The organism is Meridianimarinicoccus aquatilis, from assembly GCF_004358675.1.
GTDB classification, from domain to species: Bacteria; Pseudomonadota; Alphaproteobacteria; order Rhodobacterales; family Rhodobacteraceae; genus Meridianimarinicoccus; species Meridianimarinicoccus aquatilis.
The window spans coordinates 1-14,579 of sequence record NZ_SMZO01000072.1; the positions used below are offsets into that span (position 1 = coordinate 1).

At 55.2% G+C, this 14,579-nt stretch carries 12 protein-coding genes and 1 pseudogene; 8 read left to right on the forward strand and 5 right to left on the reverse strand.

The annotated features are described in order from the left end of the window. The 5 genes and pseudogenes from E2L05_RS18445 to E2L05_RS18465 form a co-directional block, all read right to left on the reverse strand. Positions 1-510: pseudogene (locus E2L05_RS18445) on the reverse strand (IS1634 family transposase); the annotation flags it as partial. Between the two features lie 297 nt (positions 511-807). Next, entirely contained in the window at positions 808-1,584 is a 777-nt protein-coding gene (locus tag E2L05_RS18450; RefSeq protein ID WP_133344305.1) for an MAE_28990/MAE_18760 family HEPN-like nuclease, read from the reverse strand. Continuing rightward, the gene (locus E2L05_RS18455) at positions 1,508-2,578 is read right to left on the reverse strand and encodes a DUF262 domain-containing protein (RefSeq protein ID WP_133344307.1); all 1,071 of its coding nucleotides are present in this window, start codon (positions 2,576-2,578) and stop codon (positions 1,508-1,510) included. Before E2L05_RS18455 ends, E2L05_RS18450 begins: the two co-directional genes overlap by 77 nt. 375 nt (positions 2,579-2,953) lie before the next feature. Then, positions 2,954-4,192 carry an L-rhamnose isomerase gene (locus E2L05_RS18460; RefSeq protein ID WP_133344309.1) on the reverse strand — a complete coding sequence of 413 codons (1,239 nt, stop codon included), beginning with the start codon at positions 4,190-4,192 and terminating at the stop codon, positions 2,954-2,956. A 27-nt stretch (positions 4,193-4,219) separates the two neighbouring features. Continuing rightward, positions 4,220-6,322, reverse strand: coding sequence for a bifunctional rhamnulose-1-phosphate aldolase/short-chain dehydrogenase (locus tag E2L05_RS18465; RefSeq protein ID WP_133344311.1), 2,103 nt, complete (start codon positions 6,320-6,322; stop codon positions 4,220-4,222). Between the two features lie 184 nt (positions 6,323-6,506). On the opposite strand from E2L05_RS18465, the gene E2L05_RS18470 reads away from it, so the two are divergent. From E2L05_RS18470 to E2L05_RS18505, 8 genes are all read left to right on the forward strand, one after another. Next, positions 6,507-7,310, forward strand: a complete 804-nt coding sequence (locus tag E2L05_RS18470) for a DeoR/GlpR family DNA-binding transcription regulator (RefSeq protein WP_133344313.1) — start codon at positions 6,507-6,509, stop codon at positions 7,308-7,310. Positions 7,311-7,344: 34 nt separating this feature from the next. Next, positions 7,345-8,340 carry a rhamnose ABC transporter substrate-binding protein gene (gene rhaS, locus E2L05_RS18475; RefSeq protein ID WP_133344315.1) on the forward strand — a complete coding sequence of 332 codons (996 nt, stop codon included), beginning with the start codon at positions 7,345-7,347 and terminating at the stop codon, positions 8,338-8,340. Between the two features lie 81 nt (positions 8,341-8,421). Further along, positions 8,422-9,960, forward strand: a complete 1,539-nt coding sequence (locus E2L05_RS18480) for a sugar ABC transporter ATP-binding protein (RefSeq protein ID WP_133344317.1) — start codon at positions 8,422-8,424, stop codon at positions 9,958-9,960. Then, on the forward strand, positions 9,957-10,937 hold the full coding sequence (locus tag E2L05_RS18485; RefSeq protein WP_133344319.1) for an ABC transporter permease: 981 nt from the start codon (positions 9,957-9,959) through the stop codon (positions 10,935-10,937). The genes E2L05_RS18480 and E2L05_RS18485 overlap by 4 nt, the downstream gene beginning before the upstream one ends. Continuing rightward, positions 10,934-11,935 (forward strand): ABC transporter permease, encoded by a 1,002-nt coding sequence (locus E2L05_RS18490; protein WP_133344321.1) that lies wholly within the window; start codon positions 10,934-10,936, stop codon positions 11,933-11,935. Before E2L05_RS18485 ends, E2L05_RS18490 begins: the two co-directional genes overlap by 4 nt. Further along, positions 11,932-12,249 carry an L-rhamnose mutarotase gene (locus E2L05_RS18495; RefSeq protein ID WP_133344323.1) on the forward strand — a complete coding sequence of 106 codons (318 nt, stop codon included), beginning with the start codon at positions 11,932-11,934 and terminating at the stop codon, positions 12,247-12,249. The genes E2L05_RS18490 and E2L05_RS18495 overlap by 4 nt, the downstream gene beginning before the upstream one ends. Continuing rightward, entirely contained in the window at positions 12,246-13,637 is a 1,392-nt protein-coding gene (locus tag E2L05_RS18500; RefSeq protein WP_133344326.1) for an FGGY-family carbohydrate kinase, read from the forward strand. The genes E2L05_RS18495 and E2L05_RS18500 overlap by 4 nt, the downstream gene beginning before the upstream one ends. Positions 13,638-14,054: 417 nt before the next feature. After that, positions 14,055-14,579 (forward strand): transposase (locus E2L05_RS18505; RefSeq protein WP_208016242.1); only part of this gene is annotated, 525 nt, incomplete at its 3' end.

Genomic DNA, 14,579 nt, shown 5'->3' on the forward strand with positions numbered 1-14,579 from the left:
CTGTTTGGCCAGCTCGGCCTCCACCCGATCGACATTGTCCATGAGCGCGTCCATGGCGCGCAGAAGGTGGTGGTGCTCGACCTGGGGCGGCATCTCGGGCATGGCCACGGTGTCCAGCCAGCGCAGGCAGCCGAGCTTGCTTGTTGGGTCGCAAAGACGGTTGAAGACCATGGCGCGCACAAGCGCCTCGACATCCAGCTTCCGCTTTCCGGATCGAAGCGCGCGCCCCAGAGCGCGATCAAAACCGAGATCTTTCCACAGCGCGTGAAGCGCGAAGACATCTCCAAAGGCCTTGGCCGGCGCATGTGTGATCTCCAGGGCCGCAGGCTCATCCCGTCCGGCCACGCGGCACAGGCCACGGATCAAAGTGTCGAGATGGCCATCTTCCATGCCATCGATGCGCCCAAGGTTGGCAACCACACGATGGCGCGGCTGGCCGGCCTCATTGCGGTAGGACTCGACGACCTGCAGATAGCGCCGCTCACCGCTTTTGTTGATCCGCACAAACATGCCTACAGAATACATCCTAATGGCATTGCTCACAAGCCGATAAGAACCCTGCACGTGTGACTACAGCGCTTTGCCCAAACCGCACCGCTAACTCATTGATATGACTCAGGCAGCCGCGCCGATTTGGGGAAATGCCGGCAGATTTTGTCGAACTTGGGGGCGAGAGCCCGTTCGAAATTCCGGGCCAGACTACTGTGCAAAGACCTGCGCCGACAAGAGCGGCGGATTGCGGACCTTCGCCGCGAGTGCAAGACCTAGGATGTTGCGTGGAGTAGCCAGCCTAGCCTTCCGGTTGTTTCAGCGAATATTACAGATGTTTGTTTTGCACCAATCAGCAAAAAGGTCGTCGGTAGTTCGACAGAATTTTTTGACCATCGGTATCGTTTCAAGAAGATCTGTAGGCGTCTTCGACAAGATTGGATCACCATGCGCAATTTTATTACGAACATCCACTATATGATCGATCAAATTTCTAGCAGGCAAGTAGTCGCCCTGCATCTTAGTGTTCAGATCTCTTTTAAAGCTAGAATAACCGAATCGGTTGATGTATGAGGCAATTTTCTGAAAAGACGGTGAAGAGAAGCTTTTGTTAAATCTTTCTTCCGATATGGGTTCTGGGTGGGGGCCTATTTGCTCCCAAATAGAAAGATCTCGCTCTACAAAGGTCACGATTTTCAAAGCAAGCTTTTCAGCATCGGAGGTGTCTTTGATTTCTGAAATAATATCGCGAGAGGCATGGTAAGATACAATGTTAGATACTTTGGAGCGGCAAACTGATTTTTCGTAAATCCTTGCCAAAGTTAGCTCCCCAACTTCCTTTGTATACCCTTCAATGTGGCTGGACAGAAGGACGATAGCCCCTCGGCAAAGCGCATTTATTTCTTGAGCATATTGTGCCGCATTCTTGCGCTCGAACCCTCTCGCCATTTTCAGTAGAGTCTCGACTTCACCAAGCCGAACTACCAGCGCTGAATAAGCGGTCGTATATCTCGCCACGCTAGTTAACCAACCAGTCAAAGCTTTGCTGCCAAAGAGCGAACCTTCTCTCTGTTCGTTTCTTGTGATCGACTGCACGAGAAATCAGGTCTTCAAATTCTTCATTTTCCAAAAGATTAAAATAAGTCTCACGAAATTTATCCCGGCTTGCTGACGCTTTTTCCATAGAAATTTCGCTCGCCGCCAGAGCAACTAGGTCAAATAAAGCCTTGTTAATCGGTTTACTTTTTGGCCTACGAAAGCATTCTGATGGATCAAACCAAGCTGTAGAAACAGATATCATATGCTCCCATTGAACATCAAACTTCATCATTTCTTCTTGAGGCAATTTCCTCCCATGCTCAGCTGCATCATTCAGCCAGTTTCTGAGTGGCGTTCGGTAAGTGGCAAGCCCCAATCGCTTGAATGCAAAGTGCCGCAATATTGTCTCTTCACCTTTCATTCTCTTATCTGCGACCTTCCTTCCCAATATTTTCAACCATGCAGGCCGCTCGGCTATCTTCCGGAGTAAGTCATTAAAGTCCCCTCGATAGATGCAGTTTCTCAACTCTTGTGCATTTAGTGTTGAAGTGTTTGAGTTTAGCCTTTCGAAAATATCAAATTTGACGTCAGAATGAGATTTGTTGGTAATCATGACACATCTAATTGTATGAGTCTTAATCTGACGCTGGATTTTGGTAGGCAATTGATGAAACCGCAAACCGTTCAGCTCTTTAGTAATCGCCAACGAAGAAAGCGCGAATTGATTGCCCGTGAAGCGATATATTGATTGCAGGCGCTGCTGCCCGTCAATGACGTCTAGTTCGAAATCGTCATTCTGCGAAAGATAACAAGGTGGAATTGGCACGTTCAGAATAACAGATTCTATAAGGCGCGACGCAGTTGCGTTGGACCATACGTAACCTCTCTGAAATGAGGGACGAAGCACGATGTCAGAACTTTCGATCTGTTGCATAAGTGATCCCACAACAAGATCGTAGTTCTGAGTGACCACATCTCTGTTTGGTGGGAACGTTGCATCAGGATCAGCGATTTCCGCGTCTTTGTCGATCTCCGCGATTTCTTCGTTCATCAAAAAAGTTCCCACCCGTTAGTCGCGTAAGTTGCACTCGCAAAACTCTAACTGTGCGCTGATGTAGCTCCAAGGGGAAATCGTTAAATCGCTGAAAGCTCAATGGCAGCTATGGGCCGTCCGTGTCGCTGATGGCGCGTCAATGATGCGGACGATCTAACGGCGGCAGTGAGCCCATTTTGAGCAATGCTGCATTGTGTTTGTATGTTCGGTCTCAAGATCCTTATCAACGTTTCGTTATGTTTACGGGCCAACCATTCCCGTTCTCGATTGGTGCCAACCTACATGAGGCTTAGGCCAATGTTGAGTCGAGTTGGAAGGCGACTGATCAAAGGGTATTCGGGCTTGACCCGTCGGTATTTTCCGCGCGGCTTCCTAACCGCGCCCCTCTACACTCGTCTGATATTGGGCGAGCGCTGCTGCGAGAGGTTTGCCTGAAGGCACGTCCATCCGGCTACAGAACTCAGCCCAAACTGTGGCATAGGGCAGGTCTTTGATCTCTTCTGTCGCAACGAGGCGCGATGTGTAGTCGAGGTTATCTTCAACCGACTTCAGTTGTCCCCACGGCGCCAGCAGTGCGCGCAGCAAGGCCTTTTGCATATTCCGCGTACCGATGACCCAAGCCGCTGTGCGGCTGATCGTGGCATCGAAGAAGTCGAGCCCGATGTGCGTGCGCTGCAAAAGATCGGCGCTGACCAGCTCCTGCGCCATTTGCATGATCGAGTCGTCCAGCAGAATGACGTGGTCACTATCCCACCGCATCGGGCGGCTGACGTGCAACAGAATTTCATCGATAGACAGGGCGACCGAACTGAGCTTGTCAGCCACGTTTTCGGTCGGGTGAAAGTGCCCCATGTCGAGGCACAAAAGCGTTTCGTTACGGATCGCGTAGCCCATGTAGAATTCATGGCTGCCCACGGTGCAGGCTTCGACCCCGATGCCGAACAATTTGCTTTCGACAGCGTCCAGCATCTCCGCCTTGTCGTGTGATGTGGCCATCATCGCATCCAAAGATTGTTCCAACCGTTTGCGCGGTGCAAAACGATCAACGGGCGTGTCTTTGTAGCCGTCTGGAACCCAGATGTTATTGACGACGGGTGACCCAAGCACCGCGCCTATTTGCGCCGCAATATCGCGCGACCGCTTGCCGTGTTCGATCCAGAAATCACGAATACCTTGGTCGGGATGGCTAAGGGTCAGGTTGTCGTCTGCCTTTTCGTGGGCAAAAAACGTCGGGTTGAAGTCAAGGCCGAGCCCTTGGTCTTTGGCCCAATCCACCCACGGTGCGAAATGGTTGAATTCAATCGCGTCGCGGTCCGGGTTCTGGTCCGTGTCCAGATAACAGGCGTGCAGGTTCAGGCGGTGACTGCCCGGAATCATGCTGTAGGAAAATTCCAGATCGGCGCGCAATTCATCCGGTGTGCGGGCGCGGCCAGGATGGTTGCCTGTCGCTTGAATCCCGCCACTCGAGCTGCCAGATCTCTTTTCAAACCCGACAACATCATCGCCCTGCCAGCAATGCATGGAAATCGGAACCTCCGCCAGCTTCGCAAGGGCTGCTTCGGTGTCCACACCCCAATCGGCAAAGGCGGCTTTCGCGCTTTCATAGCTCATAATTGATCCTCCCTAACACGTTCACGCTTAGCGCGTGAACGCCTCTTTGTTGCCGGCATCGACGTTGATGATGTTGCCTGTGGATTTCGCCGACAAATCAGAGGCAAGGAAATATGCAGCCTCTGCGATATCTTCGGGCAGGACGGACCGTTTCAGCATGGATCGCTCGCGGTACATTTCCTCAAGTCCGTCTTTGTCGGTGCCATAGGTGCCAGCGCGTTGATCCAGCCATTCGCCCTGCCAGATTTTTGAGCCCTTCAGCACCGCATCAGGGTTCACCACATTCACACGCACACCCAGTGGCGCACCTTCAAGGGCCAGGCAGCGGGCGAGATGGATTTCGCTCGCCTTGGCCGTGCAGTAGGCGGCCGCATTTGGCGACGCGGCCAATCCGTTTTTAGAGGCCACGAAGACAACGGCCCCACCCATGTCCTGCGCCTTGAACAGTTTGAACGCCTCGCGGCTGACAAGGAAATACCCCGTCGACAGGATCGCCATGTTCTTGTTCCACAGATCGAGCGAGGTTTCCTCAATCGGGGCAGAGCTGGCGATGCCTGCGTTGCTGACCAGAATATCCACACCGCCAAACTCTGCAGCGATGGTGCTGTAGGCATTTGCGACGGCTGTTTCGTCCGTCACGTTCATATTCACGGTGCGCACGACGTCAGCAGAGTATTTGCCGCTTAACTCGTCGTAGGTTTTGGCCAAGGCCGCGTCGTCGATATCGGCCAGCATCACGCAAGCGCCTTCGCGAAGGTAGCGTTCCGCCGTCGCAGCACCGATGCCGCCAGCTCCGCCAGTGACCAGCGCCACACGGCCTGCCATGGATTTTGGCGCAGGCATGCGCTGCAACTTTGCCTCTTCCAGAAGCCAGTATTCGATGTCGAAAGCCTCTTGTTCGGGCAGGCCCTGATACTCGGACACGGCATCCGCACCACGCATCACGTTGATCGCATTGACATAGAATTCGCCGGAAATGCGGGCTGTGGCTTTGTCTTTGGCGAAGGTGATCATTCCGACGCCAGGGATTAGATAGACTACGGCGTTAGGATCGCGGATCGCGGGACTGTCGTCTTTTTTGCAGCGGTTGTAATATGCCTGATAGCCTTTGCGATATTCGGCAACCGCCGCTTGAAGCCCTTCAATCGTCGCGTCCACGTCCGGCTTGGCGGGGTCGAAATCCACCACCAACGGGCAAATTTTCGTGCGCAGGAAGTGGTCGGGGCAGGATGTGCCCAAGGCAGCCAGACGTTCCATGTCTTTGGCGTTGACGAATTCCAGCACCGCGTCGCTGTCGGTGAAATGGCCGACCATATGCTGTTGGCCGGATACGAACCCTCGAATGGCGGGCATTAGCCGTGCAGCCGTGGCGCGGCGTTTGTCTGCGGACAGGCTTTTATGCACAGCACCGCCAAATGCGTCTTTGCCTGTGGTCTCCGACTCGAACCAGTCCATCGCTTTTTGAATGATTTCGAGCGTCAGCTCATAGCAGTCTTTCGCGTCGTCGGCCCACGTGAACAGCCCGTGACTCTCCAGCACGACGCCTTTCGCATCGGGGTTCTTTTCGCAGTAATCCGACAGCCACAGGCCCAGTTCGTAACCGGGTTTTTTCCACGGCAACCAACCAATGCTGTCGCCGAAAATCTGTTGCGTCAGCGCCTTGCTGTCCTTGGCCGCTGCAATCGCGATGATCGCATCGGGGTGCATGTGGTCGACGTGTTTTTGCGGCACATAGGCGTGCAAAGGCGTATCGATAGAGGCCGCGCGCGGATTCAGGTTGAATGTGCAGTGGGGCAGGTAGCCCACCATCTCATCTTCGAACTCGACCCCGCGGTAAATGCCGCGCAAGGCGTTTAGCTTGTCCATATAGAGGGTCGAAAACCCGTCCATCTTGATCGAACCAACGTCACCGCCAGACCCTTTGACCCACAGAACCTCAACCATGTCGCCGGACAGCGGGTCCTTTTGCATCACCTTCGCAGACGTATTCCCGCCGCCGTAGTTTGTGATTCGCTTATCTGATCCGAGAAGGTTTGAACGATACAAAAGCTTCTCGGGCTCGCTCATCTTCTCGGCTTTGGCCACATCCCATTTATTTTCAAGGTGTTGATTCGATTTCGAAGCGGTCATGTGTGTCTCCGTCGAGGGCGGGTTAAAGTAAATTTGTTGGCTGCAAGCTGACGGGCCACAAATCTAAAGTCAATCATTTTACATCAAAAACAATCATTCTGCACCGCAGAATGATTGAAAATGAAAATTTATGATTGACAGGGCGCCGCGATTCGACCCAATTTGACCGACGAAAGGACCACCCATGCACGAGAACGACCGCCACCGCGTTATCCTCTCAGCCGTACAAGATCGCTCTTTGGTGACTGTGATTGATCTGTGCTCCCTCACTGGAGCATCCGAGGCGACGATACGCCGTGACATCAACACGCTGGACGAGCAAAAACGCCTGCGCCGTGTGCGCGGCGGGGCAGAGGCCATTGCGTCCAAGCCGTTCGTCGGACTGGCAGGACGTCCTTTTTCCATAAACGAAACGATGCATATCGCTGAAAAGCAGGCAATTGCCGCAGCCGCTGTTGAAATGTGCGACGACGGCGAGCCGATCATCATCAACGGTGGCACCACGACCTTTCAGATGGTCCACCCGCTGGCGTCGCGCCGCGTGCAGGTCTTTACCAACTCGTTCCCGATTGCAGAGCATCTTCTGAAGAATACGCAGAACACGGTGATGCTGTCTGGCGGGATTATCTACCGTGAACAGAACATCATCCTGTCCCCCTTCGATAACGACGTGACGCGAAATTTCTATGCCAAACGCATGTTTATGGGCGCCCAGGGCATCGGGCCGCTTGGCCTGATGGAACAGGATCCGCTGTTGATTCAGGCGGAACAGAAACTGATTGGTCAGGCCGAAGAGTTGATCGTTCTGGTCGACAGCTCCAAATTCGAAAACCGTTCAAGTCTCGTGCTGTGTCCGCTTGAGCGTATCGACACAATCATCACCGACGACGGCATCGACGACCGCACTGCGGCTATGCTTGAGGCGGCCGATGTATCGCTGACCGTGGTGCCGATTGGCGCTGCACAGAAAGACGGGGTGGCCTCGTAGCCAACCCGAACGCAACCACTCCAGGGAGGAAACCATGAGTGTAATTAAGAAACTGGCAACATCCGTTGCATTGGCCGGCGCAATGTTCGGCACACCTGCATTTGCACAAGACGACGTGCGCATCGCGCTGGTCGTCAAAGCGCTCGGCATCGGGTTCTTTGAAGCTGCCAATGAAGGCGCACAAGAAGCCGCCGAAGAGCTGGGCAACGTCGAGATCATCTATACAGGTCCGACAGACACAACCGCGGAAGGCCAGATTGAAGTCATCAACGCGCTTATCGCGCAGCAGGTCGACGCGATTGCGGTCTCGTCCAATGACACTGATGCTCTGGTTCCCGTTTTGCAGCGCGCGATGCAGCGCGGAATCACCGTGATCAGCTGGGATTCTGGCGTGGCCCCCGATGGGCGCCAGCTGCACCTGAACCCTTCGTCCAACCCGCTGATCGGTAACATGATCATCAAACTAGCCGCAGACCACCTGCCCGATGGCGGCGAAGTTGCGCTGTTGTCTGCGACGACGACCTCCACCAACCAGAACATCTGGATGGAAGAGATGAACAACGTTATGGGTGACTATCCCGGTATCGAAGTTGTCGCCACGGTCTACGGTGACGATCTCGCAGATAAATCCTACCGCGAAGCCACTGGCCTGATGCAGTCCTACCCTGATCTAGACGCGATTATTGCGCCCACATCGGTGGGCATCGTTGCTGCGGCACAAGCTGTTGTGGACGCGGGCAAAGTTGGCGAAGTCAACGTCACGGGCCTAGGTCTGCCATCCGAGATGGCCGGCGCGATTGAATCGGGTGCGTCGCAGTCCTTTGCGATCTGGAACCCGATCGATCTGGGTTACTCGGCAACGATGCTGGCCTATGAACTGAGCCAGAACGGTGTAGAAGCCGCTCCCGGCGCGGAAATCCCGATGGGCCGCATGGGTACGCTGACGCTGGATGAAAACAACGAAGGCGCGATGGCCGATCCATTCGTTTACGACGCCAGTAACATCGACGACTTCAAGTCGATCTTCTAAACACCTCCTACTGGTCCGGCGCTGCAGTGCGCCGGACCAAACACTGCCCCAAACTCTCCCCCGCTTGAACGAGGCTACCCGATGACGACGCATTTTGCGCCCGCCAGTCCGTCTGCCGTTGTATCGATGGACCTGATCACGAAAACCTTCCCGGGTGTCAAAGCGCTCGACCAGGTCAAGCTGGATCTTTACCCCGGTCAGGTCACGGCTCTTGTTGGGGAAAACGGCGCGGGCAAGTCGACGACCGTCAAGATTCTGACAGGTATCTATCAAACTGATGGCGGCACCATTCGTATCGATGGTGATCCCGTGACGTTTGGATCTCCTAACGACGCAGCCAAGGCAGGGATCACCGCGATCCATCAGGAAACCGTCCTGTTTGACGAATTATCCGTCGCAGAAAATATCTACATCGGCCACGCTCCGCGCAATCGTTTCGGGCTGATCGACACCGCCCAAATGCACCGTAACGCTGCCAAACTACTGGCCGACATCGGTGCGCCTTTCAGCAGCCACACCCAACTTCGCGAATTGGGAATTGCCAATAAACACCTTGTGGCAATTGCCCGTGCGCTTTCGGTGGATGCCCGCGTTGTCATCATGGACGAACCCACCGCGGCACTGTCCCACAAAGAGATCGAAGAACTGTACGAGCTTGTTGAAACCCTGAAAGCGCAGGGCAAGGCGATCTTGTTTATCAGCCATAAGTTCGACGAGATTTTCCGTATCGCCGACCGCTATACCGTGTTCCGTGACGGTGGGTTTGTCGGCGACGGCTTGATTGCTGACATTACCGAGGGCGACCTGGTGACAATGATGGTCGGGCGCTCTGTTGATCAGATTTTTCCGGACCGCGACCACGATGTCGGCGAAGAAGTCCTCAAGGTCGTTGGATATACCCACCCAACCGAATTTGCCGACATCAATTTCGAATTGAAACGTGGTGAAATTCTCGGTTTCTACGGCTTGGTCGGCGCAGGGCGATCCGAATTCATGCAGGCGTTTTTTGGAATCACCAAACCCTCCAAGGGCTTATGCCGCGTGAACGGAGATATCAAGGTCATCCGCTCTCCCGCCGAAGCGGTGGACAACGGCATTGTTTATGTCCCCGAAGATCGCGGCAAACAGGGCGCGGTGATCGGGTTGCCAATTTTTCAGAACATAACGCTGCCGTCACTTGGTCGAACGTCTAGGAATGGGTTCTTGCAACTGGCCGAAGAATTTAAACTGGCCCGCGAATACGCCGAGCGGCTTGACCTGCGTGCAGCATCATTGGACCAAGACATTGGCAACCTTTCGGGGGGTAACCAACAAAAGGTCGTCATTGCCAAATGGCTGGCGACGCAGCCGCAGGTCATCATTTTGGACGAGCCAACCAAAGGCATCGACATCGGATCAAAAGCGGCCGTTCATGAATTCATGGCCGAGCTGGCCGCACAGGGGTTGTCCGTCATTATGGTCAGTTCTGAAATCCCTGAAATCATTGGAATGTCCGACCGAGTCATCGTGATGCGTGACGGGTTGATCGCATCGGAATTGACTGGTGACGAAGTGACCCCAGAAATACTGGTGCGCCATGCGGCTGGCATAACAACCCCAACAGAAAGCGTTGCCCAATGATGCGTTTCATTCCTGTGCGCGAAGCCATTCTTGGCAGCGCGATCCTGATCCTGCTTGTCCTTGTTGCATCACGTTTCTCGGGCTTTGTCGCACCGTCAAATCTGGCGAATGTGTTCAATGACACGGCTCCGCTGATCATCCTTGCGCTTGGGCAAATGGTGGTGATCCTGACCCGCTGTATTGATCTGTCTGTGGCGGCGAACCTAGCCCTAACAGGAATGGCTGCGGCAATGATAAACGTCGCCATGCCCGGCTTGCCGATCCCCGTTATCATAGCAATCGCAGTTCTCATGGGCGCGTTTATGGGGGCCATTAATGGCGTGCTTGTGTGGAAACTGTCGATCCCGCCGATTGTTGTGACCCTTGGCACCATGACCATCTTCCGCGGAATAATTTTTTTGATTTCAGACGGAAAATGGGTCAATTCCCATGAAATGAGCGCCGCTTTTACAGGGTTCCCTCGCACTGTCTTTCTTGGTCTGCCTGTCTTGTCATGGATTGCGATCTTCACCGTTATCGTCTTCGGGATTATGATGGCGCGCACCCAGTTCGGACGATCGATCTTTGCCGTGGGTGGCAACCCGCACGCCGCTGTCTACACTGGGATCAATGTCGGTAAGACGCAGTTCTGGGCCTTCGTGGTAGCAGGCGCGCTGGCGGGTCTGACAGGATATCTATGGGTCGCACGCTATGCCGTGGCTTACGTCGACATTGCGGGCGGGTTCGAACTCGAAGTAGTGGCGGCTTGTGTCATTGGGGGGATTTCTATTGCCGGTGGCATCGGGTCCGTCGGGGGGGCCGTGCTGGGCGCGATCTTCCTTGGCGTAGTCAAAAACGCTCTGCCTGTCGTCAACATCTCGCCGTTCTGGCAGCTCGCCATTTCCGGCTCTGCCATCCTGATTGCCGTTGCATTCAACGCACGGTCCGGCCGCGCCAAAGGCCGCATCATTCTCAAATCTGCCGAGGCCACCCAATGACGGATACAGCAACCACCCGCCATATCCCTGATCGCCTGAACAGCCGCGCTGCCCGGATTTTCAAAAGCTGGGAAGCCCTGTTGCTGGCCGTGGCCATCGCGATCTTTGTCGTAAACAGCTTCGCCTCTCCCTACTTCCTGAATGCATGGAACCTCAGCGATGCGACGTTCAACTTCACCGAAAAGGCGATGATCGCTTTTGCGATGGCGCTGCTGATCATCTCGGGCGAGATTGATCTCTCCGTGGCCTCGATCATCGCGCTGGCCAGCACCGCAATGGGATTGGCGATGCAGCATGGCGCGGGGACGCCGGAACTTGTGATGATCGGCCTGACCGTCGGCCTTCTGTGCGGGGCGTTCAACGGCGTGTTCGTGACCATCCTCGGCCTGCCGTCCATCGTCGTGACCATCGGCACCATGAGCCTGTTTCGCGGCATCAGTTATATCATCCTCGGGGACGGATCTTATAGCGGCTATCCGTCCAGCTTTTCGTGGTTCGGGCAGGGTTATATCTACTGGGTATTTACGGTGGAAATGCTGCTGTTTGTGATCATCGCTGCGATCTACGCCGTGCTGCTGCACAAAACCAACTTTGGACGCGTGGTCTATGCCATCGGCAACAACCCGACCGGCGCGCTGTTCAGTGGCATCCGCGTGCAGCGGGTGAAGTTTATCCTGTTCCTGCTGACAGGTCTGATGTCTGGCGTAGCGGCGGTCTGCCTGACCTCACGTCTCGGGTCCACCCGCCCAAGCATCGCCACGGGGATGGAGCTTGAGGTGGTCACGATGGTCGTCCTTGGCGGCGTCAACATCCTTGGCGGCTCTGGCACGATACCGGGCGTTGTCATCGCGGCATTTGTCATGGGTCTTGTGACCTTCGGCCTTGGCCTGCTCAACGTGCCGGGCATCGTCATGTCGATCTTTATCGGGCTGCTGCTGATTGGCGTAATTGCCCTGCCGCGTCTCTGGGCCATGGCCGCCACAAGGCGCAAAGCATGAGCGCGCGTTATGTGTTCCGCATGACCCTGAACGACAATATGGCGGATGAATACAAACGCCGCCATGACGCGATCTGGCCAGAACTGGTCGATCTGTTGCACGGTGCCGGTGTCAGCGACTACTCGATCCATCTGGATGAAAGCACTGGCCACCTGATCGGCGTCTTGACCCGCGCGGACGGGCACACAATGGACGATCTTCCGAACCATCCGATCATGCAGAAATGGTGGGCCCACATGGCCGACATCATGGCAACCGCGCCAAACAATGAACCCATCGCCGTGCCTTTGACGCCACTGTTTCACATGCCATGATCAAACCGCAGCACATCGCCGTTATCGATATCGGCAAGACCAACGCAAAACTCGCACTTGTTGACCTGGCGACGCTGACCGAAGTTGCCGTTGTCACGCGCCCCAATGCCGTGCGGCCGGGGCCGCCTTGGCCGCACTATGATGTCGATGGCCACTGGGCGTTCTTGCTGGGCGCGCTCGCAACCTTCCACCGCGACCACCGCGTTGACGCCATTTCGATCACCACCCACGGCGCCTGCGCCGCGCTGCTGGCGGCGGACGGATCGCTGGCGGTGCCGATCCTCGACTATGAACATCAATACCCGGCCAAGATCATCGCAGCCTACGATGCTATCAAGCCCGACTTTGCCCAAACCGGATCACCAAGAATGGTTGGCGGCCTGAACATCGGCGCACAATTGCATTACCAGTTCAGCACCGACCCGACGCTGCGGGATCGCACGGCGCTGATCGTCACCTATCCGCAGTTCTGGGGCCATCGCCTGACAGGCATTGCCGCGACAGATGTCACGTCACTGGGCTGTCATACGGATATTTGGGACCCTCATAAGGGGGCATTTTCGAACCTCCCCGCGGCCCTTGGGGTTCAGGATAAGATTGCACCAGTGCGCCGGCCCAGCGACATCCTCGGGCCGATCCTGCCGGAAATCGCGCAGACAACGGGGCTCGATCCGAATACACCCGTCTGTGTTGGCATCCACGATTCCAATGCCTCGCTCTACCCGCATGTCATCTCGCGGGATGAGCCAGCCGCAGTGGTTTCAACAGGAACCTGGGTGATCGCAATGTCTTTGATGGGCGATGAAGCGGCGGCGATCCCGCCCCTCGATCCAGCGCGCGACACAATCGTCAACGTTAATGCGCTTGGGCAACCGGTGCCTAGCGCGCGGTTCATGGGTGGACGCGAATATGAGGTCATCCAAAACGGCCATCCCTATGCGATTACCCGACAGGACGTCACTTCTGTGCTGCAGGGGTCTTTGATGCTTCTCCCATCGGTTGAATGCGACACTGGCCCATTCCAGGGCTGCAGAATGGAGTGGCTAAATGAGGAGCCGCCGGTAGGAACGGGCCAGCGATCGGTGGCACTGTCTTACTACCTCGCCTTGATGACAGGGACCTGTCTTGAATTAGTAGAGGCTGAGGGCCCCTCGATTGTTGAAGGCCCTTTCGCACGCAATGCCGAATACGTTGCGATGTTGAAAGCTGTCACCGGTCGGCCCGTTTTCACAAGTGAAGCGGTCACGGGAACAAGTATAGGCGCTGCCTTACTCTACAATCACGATGAGAACTTGCCGATAGCTTCCGACCCCAAAAGCTCTGACGTTGGAAGGGATTTCTCGGATTACATAGATCTTTGGAGAACGTCTGTGCAGACTGATCGTTGACCTTCATTCAAGACACGTAGGAACGGAAATACTGCGATCTCTTCGTAATGTGCTTTCGTGATTCGCGTTGTTGAAATGTGTTGAATTCTGCGAGGGATTGACCCAGTTTTCCGAAACGCCGTGACCCACTGGCATCAAGAATTCCATCGACTTTTCATGAGATTATCATGTTTCAGAGGGGTCAGCACCAAATTAAAAAAATGGGTCAATCCAACACGAAAATTAACACTCTCTGAAAGAACGGGGTGAATTGAGCTAGAATGGGGATTGAAAATGTCCTAGCGCTGGCTTTCGGCGCACCGCGTCTGCGGGAGGCGAAATGAGATATAGCTGAAAGTTGGTGATGGCCCCTGAGGGGCGGCATATCATGGCGTTGTTCACGCGCCGCAATTCTCTGCAGAGAAAAGGATATGCCACATGACGAAGACTATCATCACGACCTTGCCCGATCCACATGGATTTTCAGCTGACCCGTTGACTGACCTTCTGCGTTCAGGTGCGCGCAGCCTGATCCAGCAAGCAGTTGAAGCAGAGCTTTCGGTGTTGTTGGAGGCCTATTCCGGCGACCGGATCGAGGATGGTCGCGCTCGGCTTGTCCGCCACGGGCATTTGCCGGAACGCCAGGTGATGACTGGGATCGGTACTGTGCCGGTCAAGGTGCCGCGCGTGCGAGACCGGGGCGACACCGCTGAGAAAGTCCGGTTCACCTCGACAATCCTGCCGCCCTATTTGCGCAAAGCCAAATCCATCGAAGAACTGCTGCCCTGGCTTTATCTCAAAGGCATTTCCACTGGCGACTTTCACGAAGCACTTGCCGCACTTTTGGGCCCCAATGCAGCGGGGCTGTCATCAACGACAATTTCTCGGCTTAAAGCTGACTGGTGGGACGACTACGACCGCTGGCAACGCCGCGATCTCAGCACGCGCCGGTTCGTCTACATC

Excerpts from the sequence above, each read along its gene's own strand:
- E2L05_RS18455 (WP_133344307.1), bottom strand. The coding sequence starts at position 2,578 with ATGAACGAAGAAATCGCGGAGATCGACAAAGACGCGGAAATCGCTGAT.
- E2L05_RS18460 (WP_133344309.1), bottom strand. The coding sequence starts at position 4,192 with ATGAGCTATGAAAGCGCGAAAGCCGCCTTTGCCGATTGGGGTGTGGAC.
- E2L05_RS18465 (WP_133344311.1), bottom strand. The coding sequence starts at position 6,322 with ATGACCGCTTCGAAATCGAATCAACACCTTGAAAATAAATGGGATGTG.
- E2L05_RS18470 (WP_133344313.1), top strand. The coding sequence starts at position 6,507 with ATGCACGAGAACGACCGCCACCGCGTTATCCTCTCAGCCGTACAAGAT.
- rhaS (WP_133344315.1), top strand. The coding sequence starts at position 7,345 with ATGAGTGTAATTAAGAAACTGGCAACATCCGTTGCATTGGCCGGCGCA.
- E2L05_RS18480 (WP_133344317.1), top strand. The coding sequence starts at position 8,422 with ATGACGACGCATTTTGCGCCCGCCAGTCCGTCTGCCGTTGTATCGATG.
- E2L05_RS18485 (WP_133344319.1), top strand. The coding sequence starts at position 9,957 with ATGATGCGTTTCATTCCTGTGCGCGAAGCCATTCTTGGCAGCGCGATC.
- E2L05_RS18490 (WP_133344321.1), top strand. The coding sequence starts at position 10,934 with ATGACGGATACAGCAACCACCCGCCATATCCCTGATCGCCTGAACAGC.
- E2L05_RS18495 (WP_133344323.1), top strand. The coding sequence starts at position 11,932 with ATGAGCGCGCGTTATGTGTTCCGCATGACCCTGAACGACAATATGGCG.
- E2L05_RS18500 (WP_133344326.1), top strand. The coding sequence starts at position 12,246 with ATGATCAAACCGCAGCACATCGCCGTTATCGATATCGGCAAGACCAAC.